Here is a 20,030-nt window from a genome sequence, read left to right as displayed (position 1 = left end):
AATGACCACACGAGGCCCGCGCAGCGCTGCCCAGACGGCGCGCGCGTATTCCGCATGAGCGATCAAACGCAAGCCACTTCCAGGCGGCGTGACGAACGGCGCGCGCACGCGTCGCAGTTCGACCTGCTGCGCGAGCGCCGTTTCGCGCCGTTCTTCACGACCCAGTTCCTCGGCGCGCTGAACGACAACGTCTTCAAGATCGGCTTCACGTCGCTCGTCACCTATCACACCGCGCGGTTCGCCGGTGTCGATGCGAAGACGGCGGCCTTCCTGATTTCCGCGATCTTCATCTTGCCGTTCGTGCTGTTCTCGGCGACGTCCGGCCAGATCGCCGACAAGTACGACAAGGCGACCCTCACGCGTTTCGTGAAGACCTTCGAGATCGTGCTGATGCTGGTCGGCGCGGCCGGCTTCGTCACGCACAGCGCGCCGCTGCTGTATCTGTGCACGTTCATGATGGGGATGCACTCGACGCTGTTCGGGCCCGTCAAGTATTCGTACCTGCCGCAGCATCTCGGCGAGCACGAACTGGTGGGCGGCAACGGCCTCGTCGAGATGGGCACGTTCATCGCGATCCTGATCGGCACGATCATCGGCGGTGCGGCCGCGGGCATCGAGGGCAACGGCGAGCGCGTGCTCGCGGTGAGCGTCGTCGTTATCGCGCTCGCGGGGCGGTGCGTCGCGCAGCGCGTGCCGTCCACGCCGGCGCCGCAGCCCGATCTCGTGATCAACTGGAATCCGGTCAGCGAGACCTGGCGCAACCTCGGGCTCGCCCGGCAGAACCGCACCGTGTTCCTGAGCCTGCTCGGCATCTCGTGGCTATGGTTCGTCGGCGCGACGTTCCTCACGTCGTTCTTCAATTTCGCGAAGGACGTGCTGTCCGCCAGCCCCGACGTCGTCACGGTCCTGCTCGCGACGTTCTCGGTCGGTATCGGCCTCGGCTCGCTGTTGTGCGAACGCCTGTCGCAGCGGCGCGTCGAGATCGGCCTCGTGCCGCTCGGTTCGATCGGCATCAGCGTGTTCGCGATCGAGCTGTATTTCGCGAGCCATGCGCTGCCGTCGCCCGGCCATCTGCTGTCGGTCGGCGAATTCCTGGCCGGCGCGCGCCACTGGCGCATCCTGGCGGACCTGTTCCTGCTCGCGATGTTCGGCGGCTTCTACAGCGTGCCGCTGTACGCGCTGATCCAGAGCCGCAGCGCACCGACGCACCGCGCGCGGATCATCGCCGCGAACAACATCCTAAACGCGCTGTTCATGATCCTGTCGGCCGTGATGGCGATGGGGCTGACCAAGGCCGGCGTCGACATCCCAGGGCTGTTCCTCGTCACCGCGCTGCTGAACGTGATCGTCGCCGCGTATATCTATCTGCTCGTGCCCGAGTTCCTGCTGCGCTTCGTCGCATGGGTGCTCGTGCATACGTTCTACCGGATTCGCCTCGTGCACGCGGAGCGGATTCCGGCGGAAGGGGCGGCCGTGCTCGTGTGCAACCACGTCAGTTACGTCGATGCGCTCGTGCTGGCCGCCGCGAGCCCGCGCCCGATCCGTTTCGTGATGGACCACCGGATCTTCAAGACGCGCTTCGCGAGCTGGGTGTTCCGGCATGCGAAGGCGATCCCGATCGCGCCGCGCCACGAGGATCCCGCGATGCTCGCGCGCGCGTACGACGCATGCGAGGCCGCGTTGAAGGAGGGCGAACTCGTGTGCATCTTCCCGGAAGGCAAGCTGACGAAGACGGGCGACATCAACACGTTCCATCACGGCATCACGGAGATCCTGGGCCGCACGCCGGCGCCGGTGATCCCGATGGCGCTGCGCGGGCTGTGGGGCAGCTATTTTTCGCGGCATTCCGATGCGCGGATGCCGCGGCCCATCAAGCGCGGCGTGATGAGCCGGCTGACGCTGGCGGTCGGCGAGCCGATCCCGGCGTCGGTCGCGACACCCGAAGTGCTGCAGGCGGCAGTCACCGAACTGCGCGGCGCGCGGAAGTAGGCGGGGCGGGCCCGGCGGCATCGCCCCGGGCCGTCATGGCCGCCGTGAACGGGCCCGTTCGACCGGAACGGCGCGGGTCGGCAAGCGACGCCCAGGGCCGTTCCCGTGGCCGCCCGGTGTGGTCCGAACGGTTCACACGGCCCGCGTGCCCGGGACGGCTGGCATAATAGCGGCTTACCTCTTTTTCTCGACCGGCAAACGATCGACCTGCCTGCGGCCCGGGCAGCGCATCGGTTTGTCCATTTCTCTTTGGGCGGTTCCATCATGTCCGGCAATACCCTCGGCACGCTTTTCACTGTCACGACCTTCGGCGAATCGCACGGTCCCGCGATCGGCTGCGTGATCGACGGCTGCCCGCCGGGAATGGGGCTGACCGAAGCCGACATCCAGGTCGAACTCGATCGCCGCAAGCCCGGCACGTCGCGCCACGTGACGCAGCGACAGGAGGCCGACGAGGTCGAGATCCTGTCGGGCGTGTTCGAAGGTGTGACGACCGGTACGCCGATCGCGCTGCTGATCCGCAACACCGACCAGCGCAGCAAGGACTACGGCAACATCGTCGAGACGTTCCGTCCCGGCCACGCCGACTATACCTACTGGCAGAAATACGGCATCCGCGACTATCGCGGCGGCGGCCGCTCGTCCGCGCGCCTGACCGCGCCGATCGTCGGCGCGGGTGCGGTCGCGAAGAAGTGGCTGCGCGAGCGCTTCGGCGTCGAGGTGCGCGGCTACATGAGCGGCCTCGGCGAGATCGACGTGCCGTTCGTCGACTGGTCGCACGTCCATGAGAATCCGTTCTTCTCGCCGAATGCGGCCGTCGTGCCGGAGCTCGAGGCGTACATGGATGCGCTGCGCAAGGATGGCGATTCGATCGGCGCGCGCATCGACGTCGTCGCATCGGGTGTGCCGGTCGGCTGGGGCGAGCCGGTGTTCGACCGTCTCGATGCGGACATCGCAAAGGCGATGATGAGCATCAACGCGGTGAAGGGCGTCGAGATCGGTGCGGGCTTCGACAGCGTCGCGCAGCGTGGCTCGGTGCACGGCGACGAGCTGACGCCGGGCGGTTTCGTCGGCAACCACGCGGGCGGCGTGCTCGGCGGGATTTCGACGGGGCAGGACATCACCGTGTCGATCGCGATCAAGCCGACGTCGAGCATCCGCACGCCGCGCCGTTCGATCACGAAGGCCGGCGAGGAGGCGACGGTGGAAACGTTCGGCCGCCACGATCCGTGCGTCGGCATTCGTGCGACGCCGATCGCGGAGTCGATGCTCGCGCTGGTGCTGATCGACCATGCATTGCGCCATCGCGCGCAGTGCGGCGATGTAGAGACGCCGACGCCGAAGATCGCGGGCAGCGCGACCTGACGCAAGCGGGCGGGGCGCAGCGCGTCTCGCCGGCAGTTGCGCGGAGCATGCAAAACGGGGCGCTGCATCAAGCAGCGCCCCGTTTCGTTTACGGCACCCAAAAAAAGCGCGCCGCTCGTGGCGGCGCGTTCCGGCCATCACATGTTCGGGTAATTCGGCCCGCCACCGCCTTCCGGCGTGACCCACACGATGTTCTGCGTCGGGTCCTTGATGTCGCAGGTCTTGCAGTGCACGCAGTTCTGCGCGTTGATCACCAGGCGATCGCTGCCGTCGTCGTTCTTCACGAACTCGTACACGGCCGCCGGGCAGAAGCGCCCCTCCGGCCCCGCGTACGTGCGCAGGTTCACGTTCACCGGCACGTTCGCATCCTTCAGCGTCAGGTGCGCCGGCTGGTTCTCCTCGTGGTTCGTGTTCGAGATGAACACCGACGAGAGGCGATCGAACGTCAGCTTGCCGTCCGGCTTCGGATACTCGATCGGCTGGCATTGCGACGCCGGCTTCAGCATCTCGTGGTCCGCATGCTTGTGATGCAGCGTCCACGGCACGTTGCCGCCCATCACCTTCTGCTCGAGCCCGACCATCAGCGTGCCGAGATACAGCCCCTTCGCCATCCACTGCTTGAAGTTGCGCGCGCGGTACAGCTCCGTGTACAGCCACGACTGCTTGAAGGCGTCCGGGTACGCGTTGAGCTCGTCCGACTGGCGGCCGGCCTGCACCGCGTCGAATGCGGCGTCGGCGGCCAGCATGCCGGTCTTGATCGCCGCGTGGCTGCCCTTGATCCGCGACGCGTTTAGGAAGCCCGCATCGTCGCCGATCAGCGCGCCGCCCGGGAACACCGTCTTCGGCAGCGACAGCAGTCCGCCTGCGGTGATCGCACGCGCGCCATACGACACGCGCTTGCCGCCTTCCAGGAATGCGCGGATCGACGGGTGCGTCTTGTAGCGCTGGAATTCCTCGAACGGCGACAGGTACGGGTTCGTGTAGCCGAGGCCCACCACGAAGCCGACCACGACCTGGTTGTTGTCCATGTGATACAGGAACGAGCCGCCGTAGGTATCCGACTTCAGCGGCCAGCCGGCCGTGTGGATCACGAGGCCCGGCTTGTGCTTGGCCGGGTCGATTTCCCACAGTTCCTTGATGCCGATCCCGTAGGCCTGCGGATCCGCGTTCGCGTCGAGCTTGAACTTCGAGATCAGCTGGCGGCCCAGATGGCCGCGGCAGCCTTCGGCGAACAGCGTGTACTTCGCATGCAGTTCCATGCCGAGCTGGAAGTTCTCGGTCGGCTCGCCGTCCTTGCCCACGCCCATGTTGCCGGTGGCGACGCCTTTGACCGACCCGTCGTCGTTGTAGAGAATCTCGGCGGCCGGGAAGCCCGGGAAGATCTCGACGCCCAGCGCCTCGGCCTGCTGTCCAAGCCAGCGCGTGACGTTGCCCAGTGAAATCACGTAGTTGCCGTGGTTCTGGAAGTTCGCGGGCAGCGCCCAGTTGGGCGTCGTGACCGCGCTCTTCTCGGACAGGAACAGGAAGCGGTCTTCCGTCACCTCGACGTCGAGCGGTGCACCGCGTTCCTTCCAGTCGGGGAACAGCTCGTTGATCGCGCGCGGGTCCATCACCGCGCCCGACAGGATGTGCGCGCCGATCTCGGAACCCTTCTCGAGCACGCACACGCCGATCTCGGTGCCTTTCTCGGCGGCCAGCTGCTTGAGCCGGATCGCCGCCGACAGCCCGGCGGGGCCGCCGCCGACGATTACGACGTCGTATTCCATCGATTCGCGCGGGCCATATTGCTCGATGAGGCTTGCGGGGGTCATTGGCGTTCCTCTAACCGTTAGAATGCTTTTATTCGGGAGCGTATTGTCTGCGAAACGAAACGCTTGCCGCAACAGCATGCGGCTAGATTAGCACGATCGTTCTATTTTAGTGCTAGGGTAATGCCGCTCGGACCATGTTGCTCGTGGCGGCGAAACGATATCGAAAGGGGAAGTGCAAATGGGTCGGTCGATCAATCTGGAAGGCAAGGTTGCGCTGGTCACGGGCGCGTCGAGCGGCCTTGGGCAGCGCTTTGCGCAGGTGCTGTCGCAGGCCGGTGCGAAGGTCGTGCTCGCGAGCCGTCGGGTCGAGCGCCTGAAGGAGCTGCGTGCCGAGATCGAGGCGGCGGGCGGCGCCGCGCACGTCGTGTCGCTCGACGTCACCGACGTCCAGAGCATCAAGGCGGCGGTCGCGCATGCGGAGACGGAAGCCGGTACGATCGACATCCTCGTGAACAATTCGGGCGTCTCGACGATGCAGAAGCTCGTCGACGTGACGCCGGCGGATTTCGAGTTCGTATTCGACACCAACACGCGCGGCGCGTTTTTCGTCGCACAGGAAGTCGCGAAGCGGATGATCATGCGCGCGAACGGAAGCGGCAACGGCAAGCCGCCGTGCCGGATCATCAACATCGCGTCGGTGGCCGGGTTGCGCGTGTTTCCGCAGATCGGGCTGTTCGCGATGAGCAAGGCCGCGGTCGTGCAGATGACGCGCGCGATGGCGCTCGAATGGGGGCGCCACGGGATCAACGTCAACGCGATCTGTCCGGGCTATATCGATACCGAAATCAATCATTATCTGTGGGAAACCGAGCAGGGCCAGAAGCTGCAGTCGATGCTGCCGCGCCGGCGCGTCGGCAAGCCGCAGGATCTCGACGGGCTGTTGTTGCTGCTCGCGGCCGACGAGTCGCAGTTCATCAATGGCTCGATTATCTCCGCCGACGACGGCTTCGGCCTCGCCTGAGCGGACGACATACCGCCACAAAGAAGACTGCAATGAGTGATTATTCCCCCGTTTTTGAGATGTCGATGCCGATCCGCTGGGGCGACATGGACGCGTTCGGCCATGTGAACAACACGGTCTATTTCCGCTACATGGAGCAGGCGCGGATCTCGTGGTTCGAGGAGCTCGGCATTGCCGGCGGCAACGGCGAGGGGCAGGGGCCCGTCATCGTCACGGCGTCGATGGAATTTCTCAAGCAACTGCACTATCCGGGCGACGTGATCGCGAAGATGTCGGCTGCAAAACCCGGCCGCAGCAGCTTCGACACGGGTTTCGAGCTGACGCGCGCCGACGATCCGCAGCATGTCTATGCGCGCGGCAATGCACGCTGCGTGTGGGTCGACTACGCGCTCGGCAAGTCGGTGCCGCTGCCCCAGTTGCTGCGCGACACGATCGAGCGCGCGCTCGCGGCGAAGGTCGGCTGAGCGTCGAGTCGGCGAGTCCGGGCCGGCACAAGGTCGCCGGGGCGGCACGCCATACCCGTTGTTTCCCGAATCGGCCGCCATGTGCGGCCGATTGTCATCCGGGCGCCGTCACTCACTGCCCGAGCAGGCGCTGCAGCAGCTCCGGCGTATTGTTGGTTCCGTACTTGCGCATCAGCCGCGCGCGGTAGATGTCGACCGTGCGCGAGCTGATGTCGAGCACGCGCCCGATCTGCTTGCTGGTCTTGCCGGTCGCGAGCTGCGCGGCGATCTCGCGCTCGCGCGGGGTCAGTTCGACGGCGACCCGGCGCGTCGCGCTCAAATCCTCGAAGGTCCACACGCCCGCCGCAAGCGGGGCGGTGCGGTCGATCGCGCGGCCGGTGACGTGGCACCAGAACAGCTCGCCGTCCGCCCGTTTCATGATTCTGTCATCCGAGTAGATGCCGTTCGCGGCCATCACGCGCGCGATGCGTTCGCCGATGCGCTGGAATTCGTCCGTCGACGGGTAGAGCACCTCGTACGATTTCCCGATCAGGTCGGCCCGCGCGCAGCGGAAGATCGACGCGAGCGCGTCGTTGCAGTCCTCGATCACGCGGTCGCGCGACAGCACGAGGCCGAGCGGCGCGAGGAGGAAGGCGGTTTGGTAATCGAGAGCGGGCATGGCGCAGGCAAGCGGAGGCAAACGCTTATGTATTTTTGCGTATTGTGCCGCATCCGCGCCGCATCGTACCCTTTCAGGCATCTCGTGGCGGTTTGCCGCGGTATAAAAACAGCGCGCCTCGACGCAGGCATCGCCGTGCATGCATAGAATGATGCGGCGGGCTTGCGGGCCACGTGGGCGCGTGAACCGGTTTCGCTGGTTTCCATAGAGGAAGGGACAACTGATGAACAAAGTCTATCCAAGCGCGGCTGCCGCGCTGGAAGGGATCGTCCGCGACGGACAGACCTTCGCGGTGGGCGGCTTCGGCCTGTGCGGGATTCCCGAGGCGCTGATCGCGGCGTTGCGCGATACGGCCGTCAAGGGCATCACCTGCATCAGCAACAACGCGGGCGTCGACGGTTTCGGCCTCGGCCTGCTGCTGGAAACGCGCCAGATCAAGAAGATGATCTCGTCGTACGTCGGCGAGAACAAGGAGTTCGAGCGCCAGTACCTGGCCGGCGAACTCGAGCTCGAATTCACGCCGCAAGGCACGCTCGCCGAAAAGCTGCGCGCGGGCGGTGCGGGCATCCCGGCGTTCTTCACGAACACGGGCTACGGCACCGTGATCGCGGAAGGCAAGGAAACGCGCCAGTTCGGCGATCGCCACTACGTGCTCGAGTCGTCGCTGACGGCCGATGTCGCGCTCGTGAAGGCTTGGAAGGCCGACAAGTCGGGCAACCTGATCTTTCGCCGCACCGCGCGCAACTTCAACCCGATGTGCGCGATGGCCGGCAAGATCACCGTCGCCGAGGTCGAGGAGATCGTCGAGAACGGCGCGCTCGATCCGGACCACATCCACACGCCGGGGATTTTCGTGCAACGCATCGTGCTGAACGCGACGCCCGAAAAACGCATCGAACAACGCGTCGTACGCGCGAAAGGAGACTGACATGGCCTGGAATCGTGACCAGATGGCCGCGCGCGCGGCGAAGGAATTGCAGGACGGCTTCTACGTGAACCTCGGCATCGGCCTGCCGACGCTCGTTGCGAACCACGTGCCGGAAGGTGTCGAGGTGTGGCTGCAGTCGGAGAACGGCCTGCTCGGCATCGGCCCGTCGCCGACCGAAGACGAAGTCGACGCCGATCTCATCAACGCCGGCAAGCAGACCGTCACGACGCTGCCGGGTTCGTCGATCTTCTCGTCGGCCGATTCGTTCGCGATGATCCGCGGCGGCCACATCAACCTGGCGATCCTCGGTGCAATGCAGGTCAGCAAGCAGGGCGATCTCGCGAACTGGATGATCCCCGGCAAGATGATCAAGGGGATGGGCGGCGCGATGGATCTCGTCGCCGGCGTGAAGCGCGTCGTCGTGCTGATGGAGCATGTCGCGAAGGGCGACCAGCACAAGATCCTCGAGGAATGCAACCTGCCGCTGACGGGCGTCGGCGTGGTCGACCTGATCATCACCGATCTCGGCGTGATCGAAGTGACGCCGTCCGGCCTGAAGGTGCTTGAGCTCGCCGACGGCGTGAGCGTCGACGAGATCCAGGCGAAGACGGGCGCGCCGCTCGACATCAGCGCGGTCGCATAAGGTTCCGCGCGTACGCGCAGCGTCGACGCCCCGCATGCCGGACGACGGCATGCGGGGCGTTTTTCATGGTGTCCTCCGTCAGGCCGATCGTCGGGTGCCCGACGAGCGGACCCGTGCGGCTGAAGCGGTTTACAATCGTTCGCATCGGGCGTCGCAAGCGTTGCCCTGCGCGTCGCCCCCGTTCGACAGGATGCCAACGATGCCAACGACCCCAGCGAATTCCCAGGTTCCTCGCCAGCGGCGCGTGCAGTGTGCGAGCGCTGCCGGCCTTCACCACGTCGCCTATACCGAGTGGGGCGATCCCGCCAACCCGCGCGTGCTGGTCTGCGTGCATGGGCTGACCCGTTCCGGGCGCGATTTCGACCGGCTCGCCGCGGCGCTGTCCGATACGTATCGCGTCGTCTGCCCCGATGTCGTCGGGCGCGGCCAGTCGGACTGGCTGGCCGATCCGCGGCTCTATGCGATCCCGCAATACGTGTCCGACATGGTGACGCTGATCGCGCGGCTCGACGTCGAATCGGTCGACTGGTTCGGCACGTCGATGGGCGGGTTGATCGGCATGGCGTTCGCGGGGCTGCCGGGTTCGCCGCTGCGCCGGATGATCGTCAACGACGTCGGCCCGCGCATCGAACCCGAGTCGCTCACGCGCATCGGCGAATATCTCGGCGTGCAGCCGCGCTTTGCGACCCGGCAGGAGGGCATCGACTATCTGACGTCGCTGTCGCTGCCGTTCGGGGCGCTGACCGCCGACGAATGGCGCGAGATCAACGGGCCGCTGCTGCGCGAGCTGCCCGAAGGGGGCTGGACGGTTCGCTACGATCCGCGCATCGCCGAACCGTTCAAGGCGACGACGCCCGAATTGGCGGCGCTCGGCGAGGCCGCGCTGTGGCGCGCGATCGAGACGACGAACGCGTCGTTGCTGGTCGTGCGCGGCGAGACGTCCGACCTGCTGTCGCGCGAGACGGTGGCCGACATGGAGCGTCGCGGCCGGCATGTGACACACGCCGAGATCCCAGGGGCGGGCCACGCGCCGGTGTTCATCGACGCAAGCCAGATTGCTCTCGCGCGGCGGTTTTTCGTCGAAGGCGGCGCATAAACGCGTCATAATATGCGGTTCGGCGGCACGCGGGCCGTGCCGCCGCCCGAATCTCCATCCACTTACGACCGGAACATTCAATGGCAGTCATTCGTCACCACGTCGGGGCTCGTCTCTCCGAAACCGCGATCCACAACGGTACCGTGTATCTGGCCGGCCAGATCGCCGAAGACACCACACAGGACATCAAGGGCCAGACGCGCGAAGTGCTTGGCCACATCGATCGCCTGCTCGCCGAAGCGAACAGCGACAAGGCGCATCTGCTGTCGGTTCAGATCTACATCTCGGATCTGGCGAACTTCGAAGGCATGAATGCGGAGTGGGATGCATGGGTCGCGCACGGCAACACGCCGCCGCGCGCCACCGTCGAGGCGAAGCTCGCGGATCCGGCACTGCTCGTCGAGATCGTGGTCGTCGCTGCGCAGCGGAGCTGAACTGAACGCAACCCGACGATGATCGCATTCCGCCAGGCCGAGCAATGACCGAGTCCGTTTCCGCCTCCCCCGTCGCGGCGCCGTCGTTCGACGACGTGCTCGCGTTCGTGCGCGAGCGGGCCGGCGACGTGCGCCTGTCGTCGGGCGAACTGCTCGCCGATCACTCGGCGGGCACGGCGTCGATCATGCGCACGCTGAATGTCGATCCGTCCGCGATGCAGGCGGCCGCGCTGTTCGTGCTGACGCCGCACCTGAGCGACCCCGAGCGCGAGCTCACCGAGCGTTTCGGCGACGAAGTGGCGCGGCTCGTGTCCGACGTGCGCAAGCTGTTGCGGCTCGGTACCGTCAGCCTGCGTGCCGCGCAGAACGCGGGGGCCGACGCGGGGCGCGATGCGGCCGAAGAGCGGCGCACGCAGATCGAGGCGCTGCGCAAGATGCTGCTGGCGTTCGCGCAAGACATCCGCGTGGTCCTGATCCGGCTCGCGTCGCGCTTGCAGTCGCTGCGCTACTACGCGGCCGCGAAGATCGACCCGCCGCCCGACGTTGCGCGCGAGACGCTCGAGATCTACGCGCCGCTCGCGAACCGTCTCGGCATCTGGCAATTGAAGTGGGAGCTCGAGGATCTCGCGTTCCGCTTCGAGGATCCCGTCACCTACAAGCGGATCGCGAAGCTGCTCGACGAGAAGCGCATCGAGCGCGAAGCGTACGTCAAGCAGGCGATCGACCGATTGCAGCAAGAGCTGGCGGATGCGCACATCCAGGCCGACGTGAGCGGCCGGCCGAAGCATATCTACAGCATCTGGCGCAAGATGCGCGGCAAGGAACTCGACTTCTCCGAGCTGTACGACGTGCGTGCGTTTCGCGTGATCGTGCCGGACATCAAGGATTGCTACGCGGTGCTCGGCATCGTGCATCACCTGTGGCAGCCGGTGCCGAAGGAATTCGACGACTACATCTCGCGGCCGAAGCCGAACGGCTACAAGTCGCTGCACACGGTCGTGATCGGCGACGATGGCCGCGCGTTCGAAGTGCAGATCCGCACGCAGGAGATGCACCGCTTCGCCGAGTATGGCGTCGCTGCGCACTGGCGCTACAAGGAAGCCGGCGCGCGCGGCTACGGCGGCCAGTTCTCGGCAAGCGACAAGTACGACGAGAAGATTGCATGGCTGCGCCAGCTGCTCGCGTGGAAGGATGACGTCGAGGACGGCGCGGAAAAGTCGGGCGACAAGGCGTGGGCGCAATTGCGCGAGACGTCGCTCGACGACGATCACATCTACGTGCTGACGCCGCAGGCGCGCGTGATCGCGTTGCCGCAGGGCGCGACGCCGGTCGATTTCGCATACCACCTGCACAGCGAGCTGGGCCATCGCTGCCGCGGCGCACGCGTCGACGGCGCGATGGTGCCGCTCAACACGCCGCTCGCAAACGGCCAGACGGTCGAGATCGTCGCGGTGAAGGAGGGCGGGCCGTCGCGCGACTGGCTGAACCTGCAGCTCGGCTATATGAAGAGCCCGCGCGCGCGTCAGAAAGTGCGGGCGTGGTTCAACTCGATCGAGCAGGAAGAAAACGTCGCGCATGGCCGCGCGCTCGTCGAAAAGACGCTGCAACGCGAGGGCAAGACGTCGGTCAGCCTGGACAATCTCGCCGCGAAGCTCGGCTTCAAGTCGCCCGAGGAGTTGTTCTCGGTCGTCGGCAAGGAAGAGTTCAGCCTGCGCAATGTCGAGCACGCGCTGTCCGATGCGCCGCCGCCCGAACCGGCGCCCGAGGCGCCTGCCGATTTCGAGAAGCGCAGCAGCGGCGCGAGCGTGGCGCATGGCGCGTCGACCGGTGTGCTGGTCGTGGGCGTCGACGCGCTGCTGACCCAGCTCGCGCGCTGCTGCCGTCCGGCGCCGCCCGATCCGATCAGCGGTTTCGTCACGCGCGGCAAGGGGATGTCGATCCACCGCACCGATTGCCCGACGTTCCGCAGGATGGTCGAGCGCGCGCCGGAGCGCGTGCTGCAGACGACCTGGTCAGCCGACGTGCTCGGCGGGCGCGGTGCGTCCGTCTATCCGGTCGACCTGATGATCGAGGCGAGCGACCGGCAAGGGTTGCTGCGCGACATCTCCGAAGTGTTCGCGCGCGAGAAGATGAACGTGGTGGGCGTGAAGACGCAGAGCCGTCGCAATGCAGCATTCATGCAGTTCACGGTCGAGGTGTCGAACTCGGCGCAGGTGCAGCGCGCGTGCACGCTGCTCGGCGAAGTGCAAGGCGTCGTGCGGGCGGGGCGGAAGGCCTGATGTGGGGTTCGAACACCGTTATTTTGCTGCGGCCGCATAAAAATACTTGCCAAGCGGGTAACGGCTCCATATAATCTTAGCTTCACTAGGCTCGTAGCTCAGCTGGTTAGAGCACCACCTTGACATGGTGGGGGTCGTTGGTTCGAGTCCAATCGAGCCTACCAACGAATTGAGAATGCCCGGTCTCCGGGTGTTCGATGCAGCAAATAACTCAACGCGAACAAGGCGAATACGGTTATGACACCGCGAACGTTGACCGAAACCTTTTCGGAGCGACGCTAGTCGAGGAACCCTTTCGCCCTTTCAGTTTGAGTGAAGTATCGAATGCGGCCCCTCGAAAGCGGGGCCGCATTTTTTTTGTCGCGACATTTTCCCGCGTGATTTTTATATCGCGTACCTGGTCTGCCGCCCACTGTCGGCATCACGGAGATTGCTATGGTTTCGATACGCTTGCCTGACGGCTCAGTTCGACAATACGAGCATCCGGTGACAGTTGCCGAGGTTGCAGCCTCGATCGGTCCCGGCCTTGCGAAGGCTGCGCTTGGTGGCAAGCTCGATGGCGAGCTCGTCGATACGTCGGCCGTGATCGACCGCGATGCGTCGCTCGCGATCGTGACCGACAAGGACGCCGACGGCCTCGACATCATCCGTCACTCGACGGCGCACTTGCTCGCGTACGCGGTGAAGGAACTGTATCCGGACGCGCAGGTGACGATCGGCCCGGTGATCGACAACGGTTTCTATTACGACTTCTCATACAACCGCCCGTTTACGCCCGAAGATCTGGAAAAGATCGAAAAGCGCATGCAGGAGCTCGTGAAGAAGGACGAGCCCGTGACGCGCCGAGTCGTGTCGCGTGACGAAGCGGCGGGCTACTTCCGCAGCATCGGCGAGAAGTACAAGGCCGAGATCATCGAGTCGATTCCGCAAAGCGACGAAATCAAGCTGTATTCGCACGGCGGCTTTACCGATCTGTGCCGTGGCCCGCACGTGCCGTCCACCGGCAAGCTGAAGGTGTTCAAGCTGATGAAGGTTGCCGGCGCGTACTGGCGCGGCGATTCGAAGAACGAGCAGCTGCAGCGCATCTACGGCACGGCCTGGACGAAGAAGGAAGACCAGGATCAGTACCTGCACATGCTCGAGGAAGCGGAAAAGCGCGACCACCGCAAGCTCGGCAAGCAGCTCGACCTGTTCCACATGCAGGAAGAGTCGCCGGGCATGGTGTTCTGGCATCCGAAGGGCTGGGCGCTGTGGCAGCAGGTCGAGCAGTACATGCGCCGCCGCGTGAACGAAGCCGGCTACCTCGAGATCAAGACGCCGATGATCATGGACCGCTCGCTGTGGGAGGCGTCGGGTCACTGGCAGAACTACCGCGAGAACATGTTCACGACGGAGTCGGAGAAGCGCGACTACGCGATCAAACCGATGAACTGCCCGGGCCACGTCCAGGTGTTCAAGCACGGCCTGCGCTCGTACCGCGACCTGCCGCTGCGTTACGCGGAATTCGGTTCGTGCCACCGCAACGAGGCGTCGGGCGCGCTGCACGGCCTGATGCGCGTGCGCGGCTTCGTGCAGGACGATGCGCACATCTTCTGTACGGAAGACCAGTTCATCTCGGAGTCGATCGCGTTCAACACGCTGGCGATGAGCGTGTACAAGGACTTCGGTTTCGATCACATCGACATCAAGCTGTCGCTGCGCCCGGAGCAGCGCGCGGGTACGGACGAAACCTGGGATCGCGCCGAGCAGGGCCTGCGCGACGCGCTGACGGCGTGCGGCCTCACGTGGGAAGAGCTGCCGGGTGAAGGCGCGTTCTACGGTCCGAAGATCGAGTACCACATCAAGGATGCGCTCGGCCGTTCGTGGCAGTGCGGTACGCTGCAGCTCGACATGGTGCTGCCGGAGCGCCTCGGCGCCGAGTATGTCGCAGATGACAGCAGCCGTCGCCGTCCGGTGATGCTGCACCGTGCGATCGTCGGTTCGATGGAGCGTTTCCTCGGCATTTTGATCGAGCACCACGCTGGTGCGATGCCGGCCTGGCTCGCGCCGTTCCAGGCAGTTGTGCTCAATATCGCCGAAAGTCAGGCCGAATATGCGCAATCTCTGGCCCAATCGTTGCAAAAACAAGGGGTTAGAGTGACGGCCGATTTGCGCAATGAGAAGATTAGCTATAAAATACGCGAGCACACGCTGGAAAAGGTGCCTTATCTCCTCGTCGTGGGGGACAAGGAGCGTGATGCGCAAACGGTAGCCGTGCGTGCCCGTGGCGGCGTCGATCTTGGCGTGATGCCGGTCGAAGCCTTCGTTGAGCGTCTGCAGGAAGACCTGCGCTCGTTCAAGTAACCGCCCTGGCAGCGCGGCTCGTTTTTTTAATTTTTAGAGGAAACGTAACATCGCTACTGATAAGTCGTCGCACCGCATCAACGGTGAAATCACTGCGCCGGAAGTGCGCCTGGTCGGGATCGAGAACGAACCGCTCGGTATCGTAAAACTCGCTGATGCTTTCCGTAAATCGGAAGAACTGGATGTTGACCTGGTGGAAATCGCGCCGCAAGCGGTTCCCCCGGTTTGCCGTCTGATGGATTACGGCAAGTTCAAGTACCAGGAGTCGAAGAAGCAGCACGAAGCGAAGCTGAAGCAGAAGGTCATCCAGGTCAAGGAAGTCAAGTTCCGCCCGGGTACCGATGACGGTGACTACAACGTCAAGCTCCGCAATCTCGTGCGCTTCCTCGAAGAAGGCGACAAGACGAAGATCACGTTGCGTTTCCGCGGCCGCGAAATGGCTCACCAGGAAATCGGTATGCGGATGCTTGAGCGTCTGCGCACGGATCTCGAGGAAGTCGGCCAGGTCGAGCAGATGCCGAAGATGGAAGGGCGCCAGATGATCATGGTGCTCTCGCCGAAGAAAAAGAAGTAACGGGCCCGCGCGCGTCGCGCGCAGGTTCGCAGAGGTTCGGCGCGTTGCCCGGTCAGGGCGGCGCGCCAACAATGACGGCGGCTGCGCAAGCGGTTCGCCGTACACAAGTGGACTGGGTTTCGAAGGGCGGGTCCAGGGCGCAAGCCAACCGCACACCCATCGCCATCTAATAAACTGGAGTTGTTCGTCATGCCTAAGATGAAGACCAAGAAGAGTGCTGCAAAGCGCTTCGTGGTGCGTCCGGGCGGTACCGTCAAGCGCGGTCAAGCCTTCAAGCGTCACATCCTGACCAAGAAAACCACGAAGAACAAGCGTCACCTGCGCGGCGCAACGGCAGTTCATGATTCCGATCTGAACTCCGTCCGCGCGATGCTGCCGTTCGCGTAACCCCTAACTGATACTCTAAGGAGAGAAACATGCCTCGAGTCAAACGTGGGGTAACCGCACGGGCCCGCCACAAGAAGATCATCAACCTGGCCAAGGGTTATCGCGGCCGCCGCAATAACGTCTACCGTATCGCCAAGCAGGCGGTGATGCGCGCTGGTCAGTACGCGTACCGCGATCGCCGCAACAAGAAGCGTGTGTTCCGCGCACTGTGGATCACGCGTATCAACGCGGCAGTTCGCCAGCACGACATGACCTACAGCGTGTTCATCAACGGCCTGAAGAAGGCGTCGATCGAACTCGACCGTAAGGTTCTGGCCGACATGGCGGTGTTCGACAAGGCTGCTTTTGCTGCGATCGTCAAGCAGGTGAAAGCCGCCGTTGCAGCCTAATTGCGAAATTAGCACTGCGTGGTTAGTTGCAGCGAGGTTCCGGTAGTCTCGGCCGCTGCAGCGAAAACGGGGCTCTTCCGAGCCCCTTTTTTGTTTGGTGGGCGATTTCGCTCGCCAAGACCGAATGACGTTGGAAATGATGGGATCTATGGATCTGGACCAGATTGTCGCCGACGCGCAGCAGTCCTTCGAACAGGCTGCCGACATCACCACGCTCGAAAACGAGAAAGCACGATTTCTCGGCAAGTCGGGTGCGCTGACCGAGTTGCTGAAGGGCCTCGGCAAGCTCGATCCCGAAGCACGCAAGACCGAAGGCGCACGCATCAACGTCGCGAAGCAGCAGGTTGAAGCCGCGCTGACCGCCCGTCGCCAGGCACTGGCCGACGCGCTGCTGAATCAGCGCCTCACTGCCGAAGCGATCGACGTGACGTTGCCGGGCCGCGGCGCCGGTGCAGGCAGCCTGCACCCCGTGATGCGCACGTGGGAGCGTGTCGAACAGATTTTCGGCTCGATCGGTTTCGATGTGGCCGACGGCCCCGAAATCGAGACCGACTGGTACAACTTCACGTCGCTGAACAGCCCGGAGAACCATCCGGCGCGTTCGATGCAGGACACCTTCTACGTCGAAGGCAAGGATGCCGACGGCCGCCAGTTGCTGCTGCGCACGCACACGAGCCCGATGCAGGTGCGTTACGCGCGCATGAACCGTCCGCCGATCAAGGTGATCGCGCCGGGCCGCACGTATCGCGTCGACAGCGATGCGACCCACTCGCCGATGTTCAATCAGGTCGAGGGGCTGTGGATCGACGAAAACATCAGCTTCGCCGACCTCAAGGGCGTCTATACCGACTTCCTGAAAAAATTCTTCGAGCGCGACGACATTCTCGTGCGCTTCCGTCCGTCGTATTTCCCGTTCACGGAACCGTCGGCCGAGATCGACATGATGTTCGAGCAAGGCAAGAACGCCGGCAAGTGGCTCGAGATCTCCGGTTCGGGGCAGGTGCATCCGACCGTGATTCGCAACATGGGCCTCGATCCCGAGCGCTACATCGGCTTTGCGTTCGGCAGCGGCCTCGAGCGCCTGACGATGCTGCGCTACGGCGTCCAGGATCTCCGGCTGTTCTTCGAGAACGACCTGCGTTTCCTGCGCCAGTTCGCGTAACGCCGCGCGCCGCGCCGACCTGTGCCCGTGCACGCCCCGACGGACGTTTCCGAGGGGCCCGGGCGTCGATCTAACCTGTTTCGAACGTAGACATCCATGCAATTCCCTGAATCCTGGTTGAGAACCTTTGTCGACCCGCAGCTGACGACCGACGAACTGTCGCACGCGCTGACGATGGCGGGGCTCGAAGTCGAATCGCTGAGCAAGGCTGCGCCGCCGACGTCGAAGATCGTCGTCGGCCGCGTGCTCGAAGTCGTCAAGCATCCGGATGCGGACAAGCTCAATGTCTGCCAGGTCGACGCCGGCACCGGCGCGACGCTGAATATCGTCTGCGGCGCACCGAACGTCGCGCCCGGCATCAAGGTACCGGTCGCGCTGGTCGGCGCGGAACTGCCGCCGGCAGAAGAGGGCGGCAAGCCGTTCGCGATCAAGCTGTCGAAGCTGCGCGGCGTGGAGAGCCAGGGCATGCTGTGCTCGGCGCGCGAGCTGAAGCTGTCCGAGGATCACAGCGGCCTGCTGGTGCTGCCGGAAGACACGCCGGTCGGCCAGGACATCCGCGAGACGCTCAATCTCGACGACACGATCTTCGAAATCAAGCTGACGCCGAACAAGGCCGACTGCCTGTCCGTGTTCGGCATCGCACGCGAGACGGCTGCGATCACCGGCGCACCGCTGACGCCGGTCGACATCCGCCCGGTGCGCGCCGAGCTCGACGAGACGCTGCCGGTGCGCATTGCCGCGCCCGATCTGTGCGGCCGCTTCTCGGGTCGCGTGATCCGCGGCGTGAACGCGCATGCGAAGACCCCGCAGTGGATGGTCGAGCGCCTCGAGCGTTCCGGCCAGCGCAGCGTGTCGGCGCTCGTCGACATCTCGAACTACGTGATGTTCGAGCTCGGCCGTCCGTCGCACGTGTTCGATCTCGACAAGATCCACGGCGGCATCGAGGTGCGCTGGGGCAAGCGCGGCGAGTCGCTGAAGCTGCTCAACGGCAACACGGTCGAACTCGACGAAGCGGTCGGCGTGATTTCGGACGACCGTCAGGTCGAAAGCCTGGCCGGCATCATGGGCGGTGACAGCACGGCCGTCACGCTCGATACGACCAACATCTACCTGGAAGCCGCATTCTGGTGGCCGGACAGCATCCGCGGCCGCGCGCGCAAGTACAACTTCTCGACCGATGCGGCGCATCGCTTCGAGCGCGGCGTCGACTACGCGACGACCGTCGAGCACGTCGAGCGCATCACGCAACTGATTCTCGAGATCTGCGGCGGCAAGGCCGGCCCGGTCGACGATCAGTCCGTGAACCTGCCGCAGCGCGCGCCGGTGAAGATGCGTGTATCGCGCGCGAACCGCATCATCGGCGTGCAGATCGGCGCCGACGAGATCGCCAGCATCTTCACGCGCCTCGGCCTGCCGTTCGAGCGTGAAGACGACGCGTTCCTCGTCACGCCGCCGTCGCATCGCTTCGACATCGAGATCGAGGAAGACCTGATCGAGGAAGTGGCGCGCATCTACGGCTTCGAAAAGATCCCGGCGCGTCCGCCGGTCGCGACGAGCGAAATGCGCGCGACCAACGAGACGCGGCGCTCGATCCACGACATCCGTCACGCGCTCGCCGCGCGCGACTACGCGGAAACCGTCAACTTCAGCTTCGTCGATGCGGAGTGGGAGCAGGATTTCGCGGGCAACGACCAACCCATCCGTCTGCTGAACCCGATCGCGAGCCAGCTGTCGGTGATGCGCACGACGCTGTTCGGCAGCCTGATTTCCGTGCTGCGCCACAACCTGAACCGCCGTGCGGATCGCGTGCGCGTGTTCGAGGCTGGCCGCGTGTTCCTCACCGATACGGCGGCGAAGGCCGGCGAGCTGACGGTCGAGGGCTACGTGCAGCCGAAGCGCGTCGGTGCGCTTGCCTACGGTCCGGCGCTCGACGAGCAATGGGGCACGGCGACCCGCGCGGTCGATTTCTTCGACGTGAAGGGCGATCTCGAAGCACTGCTCGCGCCCGCAACCGCACGCTTCGTGAAGGCAGAGCATCCGGCCCTCCATCCGGGCCGCAGCGCGCGCATCGAAGTCGATGGCCGTGCGGTCGGCTGGATCGGCGAGTTGCACCCGCGCCTGATGCAGAAGTACGAGCTGCCGAACGCGCCGGTGATGTTCGAGGTCGACGCGGACGCGCTGATTGCACGTGCGTTGCCCGCGCCGACCGACGTATCGAAATTCCCGCCGGTTCGTCGCGATATCGCCGTTGTCGTCGATCAGGCGGTCGAGGTTCAGGCACTTTTCGACGAAATGAAGAAGGCGCTTGCAGAAGAGGCCTGCCGATTCGTTCAGAAGGTTGTACTCTTCGACGAATTTCGTGCAAAATCAAATACTTCCGGTGGTCTTGCCGCGCACGAGAAGAGCCTTGCCTTCCGCGTGACGCTGCAGGACGCGGCTGGCACGCTACAGGACGAGGTCGTCGATCAGGCGATCCAGACGCTGGTCGAGCGGATGGCTCGTGCCGGTGCGCGCCTGCGCGGCTAAGGAGGAGGTCCGCCCGCTCGC

At 64.7% G+C, this 20,030-nt stretch carries 17 protein-coding genes and 1 tRNA gene; 16 read left to right on the top strand and 2 right to left on the bottom strand.

The genetic code is table 11. The features are described from left to right. Nucleotides 1-54: 54 nt before the first annotated feature. Entirely contained in the window at nucleotides 55-1,989 is a 1,935-nt protein-coding gene (locus LGM89_RS15335) for an MFS transporter (protein WP_089494697.1), read from the top strand. Between the two features lie 264 nt (nucleotides 1,990-2,253). Beyond that, on the top strand, nucleotides 2,254-3,354 hold the full coding sequence (gene aroC / locus LGM89_RS15330; RefSeq protein ID WP_089425194.1) for a chorismate synthase: 1,101 nt from the start codon (nucleotides 2,254-2,256) through the stop codon (nucleotides 3,352-3,354). Between the two features lie 137 nt (nucleotides 3,355-3,491). Here the strand turns inward: aroC and LGM89_RS15325 are convergent, their stop codons facing one another. Further along, a complete protein-coding gene (locus tag LGM89_RS15325; protein WP_089494698.1) occupies nucleotides 3,492-5,165 on the bottom strand; it encodes an electron transfer flavoprotein-ubiquinone oxidoreductase in 1,674 nt (557 codons plus the stop codon). Nucleotides 5,166-5,343: 178 nt separating this feature from the next. On the opposite strand from LGM89_RS15325, the gene LGM89_RS15320 reads away from it, so the two are divergent. Both LGM89_RS15320 and LGM89_RS15315 read left to right on the top strand, forming a co-directional pair. Next, nucleotides 5,344-6,126, top strand: a complete 783-nt coding sequence (locus LGM89_RS15320) for an SDR family oxidoreductase (protein WP_089425196.1) — start codon at nucleotides 5,344-5,346, stop codon at nucleotides 6,124-6,126. Nucleotides 6,127-6,158: 32 nt separating this feature from the next. Further along, nucleotides 6,159-6,590, top strand: a complete 432-nt coding sequence (locus LGM89_RS15315) for an acyl-CoA thioesterase (RefSeq protein WP_069247799.1) — start codon at nucleotides 6,159-6,161, stop codon at nucleotides 6,588-6,590. Between the two features lie 112 nt (nucleotides 6,591-6,702). Here LGM89_RS15315 and LGM89_RS15310 read toward each other — a convergent pair whose 3' ends face one another. Continuing rightward, a complete protein-coding gene (locus LGM89_RS15310; protein WP_011351772.1) occupies nucleotides 6,703-7,248 on the bottom strand; it encodes a LuxR C-terminal-related transcriptional regulator in 546 nt (181 codons plus the stop codon). 223 nt (nucleotides 7,249-7,471) lie between these two features. On the opposite strand from LGM89_RS15310, the gene LGM89_RS15305 reads away from it, so the two are divergent. The 12 genes from LGM89_RS15305 to pheT all read left to right on the top strand — a co-directional run bounded on the left by LGM89_RS15305 (nucleotide 7,472) and on the right by pheT (nucleotide 20,009). Then, complete coding sequence (locus LGM89_RS15305) at nucleotides 7,472-8,176, top strand: CoA transferase subunit A (RefSeq protein WP_226206471.1); 705 nt, start codon at nucleotides 7,472-7,474, stop codon at nucleotides 8,174-8,176. A gap of 1 nt (nucleotide 8,177) precedes the next feature. Continuing rightward, the gene (locus tag LGM89_RS15300; protein ID WP_069247802.1) at nucleotides 8,178-8,819 is read left to right on the top strand and encodes a CoA transferase subunit B; all 642 of its coding nucleotides are present in this window, start codon (nucleotides 8,178-8,180) and stop codon (nucleotides 8,817-8,819) included. A 199-nt stretch (nucleotides 8,820-9,018) separates the two neighbouring features. Continuing rightward, entirely contained in the window at nucleotides 9,019-9,915 is an 897-nt protein-coding gene (locus LGM89_RS15295; RefSeq protein WP_226273336.1) for an alpha/beta fold hydrolase, read from the top strand. An 80-nt stretch (nucleotides 9,916-9,995) separates the two neighbouring features. After that, nucleotides 9,996-10,349: a RidA family protein gene (locus LGM89_RS15290; RefSeq protein WP_011351776.1), complete on the top strand. Its 354-nt coding sequence runs from the start codon at nucleotides 9,996-9,998 to the stop codon at nucleotides 10,347-10,349. Nucleotides 10,350-10,393: 44 nt separating this feature from the next. Further along, nucleotides 10,394-12,628 carry a RelA/SpoT family protein gene (locus LGM89_RS15285; protein ID WP_226206467.1) on the top strand — a complete coding sequence of 745 codons (2,235 nt, stop codon included), beginning with the start codon at nucleotides 10,394-10,396 and terminating at the stop codon, nucleotides 12,626-12,628. Between the two features lie 87 nt (nucleotides 12,629-12,715). Further along, nucleotides 12,716-12,792: transfer RNA gene (locus LGM89_RS15280), tRNA-Val, on the top strand. Between the two features lie 271 nt (nucleotides 12,793-13,063). Further along, nucleotides 13,064-14,971, top strand: coding sequence for a threonine--tRNA ligase (thrS, locus tag LGM89_RS15275; protein ID WP_069247806.1), 1,908 nt, complete (start codon nucleotides 13,064-13,066; stop codon nucleotides 14,969-14,971). A gap of 49 nt (nucleotides 14,972-15,020) precedes the next feature. Further along, nucleotides 15,021-15,545: a translation initiation factor IF-3 gene (gene infC / locus LGM89_RS15270; protein WP_071734130.1), complete on the top strand. Its 525-nt coding sequence runs from the start codon at nucleotides 15,021-15,023 to the stop codon at nucleotides 15,543-15,545. A gap of 189 nt (nucleotides 15,546-15,734) precedes the next feature. Then, nucleotides 15,735-15,932: a 50S ribosomal protein L35 gene (gene rpmI, locus LGM89_RS15265; protein ID WP_004191477.1), complete on the top strand. Its 198-nt coding sequence runs from the start codon at nucleotides 15,735-15,737 to the stop codon at nucleotides 15,930-15,932. Nucleotides 15,933-15,961: 29 nt separating this feature from the next. Next, nucleotides 15,962-16,321, top strand: coding sequence for a 50S ribosomal protein L20 (gene rplT, locus LGM89_RS15260; protein ID WP_004192938.1), 360 nt, complete (start codon nucleotides 15,962-15,964; stop codon nucleotides 16,319-16,321). A 148-nt stretch (nucleotides 16,322-16,469) separates the two neighbouring features. Continuing rightward, nucleotides 16,470-17,483 (top strand): phenylalanine--tRNA ligase subunit alpha, encoded by a 1,014-nt coding sequence (pheS, locus tag LGM89_RS15255; RefSeq protein ID WP_006486107.1) that lies wholly within the window; start codon nucleotides 16,470-16,472, stop codon nucleotides 17,481-17,483. Nucleotides 17,484-17,579: 96 nt separating this feature from the next. Continuing rightward, on the top strand, nucleotides 17,580-20,009 hold the full coding sequence (gene pheT, locus LGM89_RS15250; RefSeq protein ID WP_226273335.1) for a phenylalanine--tRNA ligase subunit beta: 2,430 nt from the start codon (nucleotides 17,580-17,582) through the stop codon (nucleotides 20,007-20,009). The last annotated feature ends 21 nt before the right edge of the window (nucleotides 20,010-20,030 follow it).

It is taken from the genome of Burkholderia sp. AU31624 (assembly GCF_020420065.1).
GTDB lineage: Bacteria > Pseudomonadota > Gammaproteobacteria > Burkholderiales > Burkholderiaceae > Burkholderia.
Note: the sequence above shows the minus strand (reverse complement) of the source record. Positions and strands in the feature narration are given on the sequence as shown.

Coding starts and splice junctions, on each gene's coding strand:
- LGM89_RS15335 (WP_089494697.1), top strand. CDS start 55: ATGAGCGATCAAACGCAAGCCACTTCCAGGCGGCGTGACGAACGGCGC.
- aroC (WP_089425194.1), top strand. CDS start 2,254: ATGTCCGGCAATACCCTCGGCACGCTTTTCACTGTCACGACCTTCGGC.
- LGM89_RS15325 (WP_089494698.1), bottom strand. CDS start 5,165: ATGACCCCCGCAAGCCTCATCGAGCAATATGGCCCGCGCGAATCGATG.
- LGM89_RS15320 (WP_089425196.1), top strand. CDS start 5,344: ATGGGTCGGTCGATCAATCTGGAAGGCAAGGTTGCGCTGGTCACGGGC.
- LGM89_RS15315 (WP_069247799.1), top strand. CDS start 6,159: ATGAGTGATTATTCCCCCGTTTTTGAGATGTCGATGCCGATCCGCTGG.
- LGM89_RS15310 (WP_011351772.1), bottom strand. CDS start 7,248: ATGCCCGCTCTCGATTACCAAACCGCCTTCCTCCTCGCGCCGCTCGGC.
- LGM89_RS15305 (WP_226206471.1), top strand. CDS start 7,472: ATGAACAAAGTCTATCCAAGCGCGGCTGCCGCGCTGGAAGGGATCGTC.
- LGM89_RS15300 (WP_069247802.1), top strand. CDS start 8,178: ATGGCCTGGAATCGTGACCAGATGGCCGCGCGCGCGGCGAAGGAATTG.
- LGM89_RS15295 (WP_226273336.1), top strand. CDS start 9,019: ATGCCAACGACCCCAGCGAATTCCCAGGTTCCTCGCCAGCGGCGCGTG.
- LGM89_RS15290 (WP_011351776.1), top strand. CDS start 9,996: ATGGCAGTCATTCGTCACCACGTCGGGGCTCGTCTCTCCGAAACCGCG.
- LGM89_RS15285 (WP_226206467.1), top strand. CDS start 10,394: ATGACCGAGTCCGTTTCCGCCTCCCCCGTCGCGGCGCCGTCGTTCGAC.
- thrS (WP_069247806.1), top strand. CDS start 13,064: ATGGTTTCGATACGCTTGCCTGACGGCTCAGTTCGACAATACGAGCAT.
- rpmI (WP_004191477.1), top strand. CDS start 15,735: ATGCCTAAGATGAAGACCAAGAAGAGTGCTGCAAAGCGCTTCGTGGTG.
- rplT (WP_004192938.1), top strand. CDS start 15,962: ATGCCTCGAGTCAAACGTGGGGTAACCGCACGGGCCCGCCACAAGAAG.
- pheS (WP_006486107.1), top strand. CDS start 16,470: ATGGATCTGGACCAGATTGTCGCCGACGCGCAGCAGTCCTTCGAACAG.
- pheT (WP_226273335.1), top strand. CDS start 17,580: ATGCAATTCCCTGAATCCTGGTTGAGAACCTTTGTCGACCCGCAGCTG.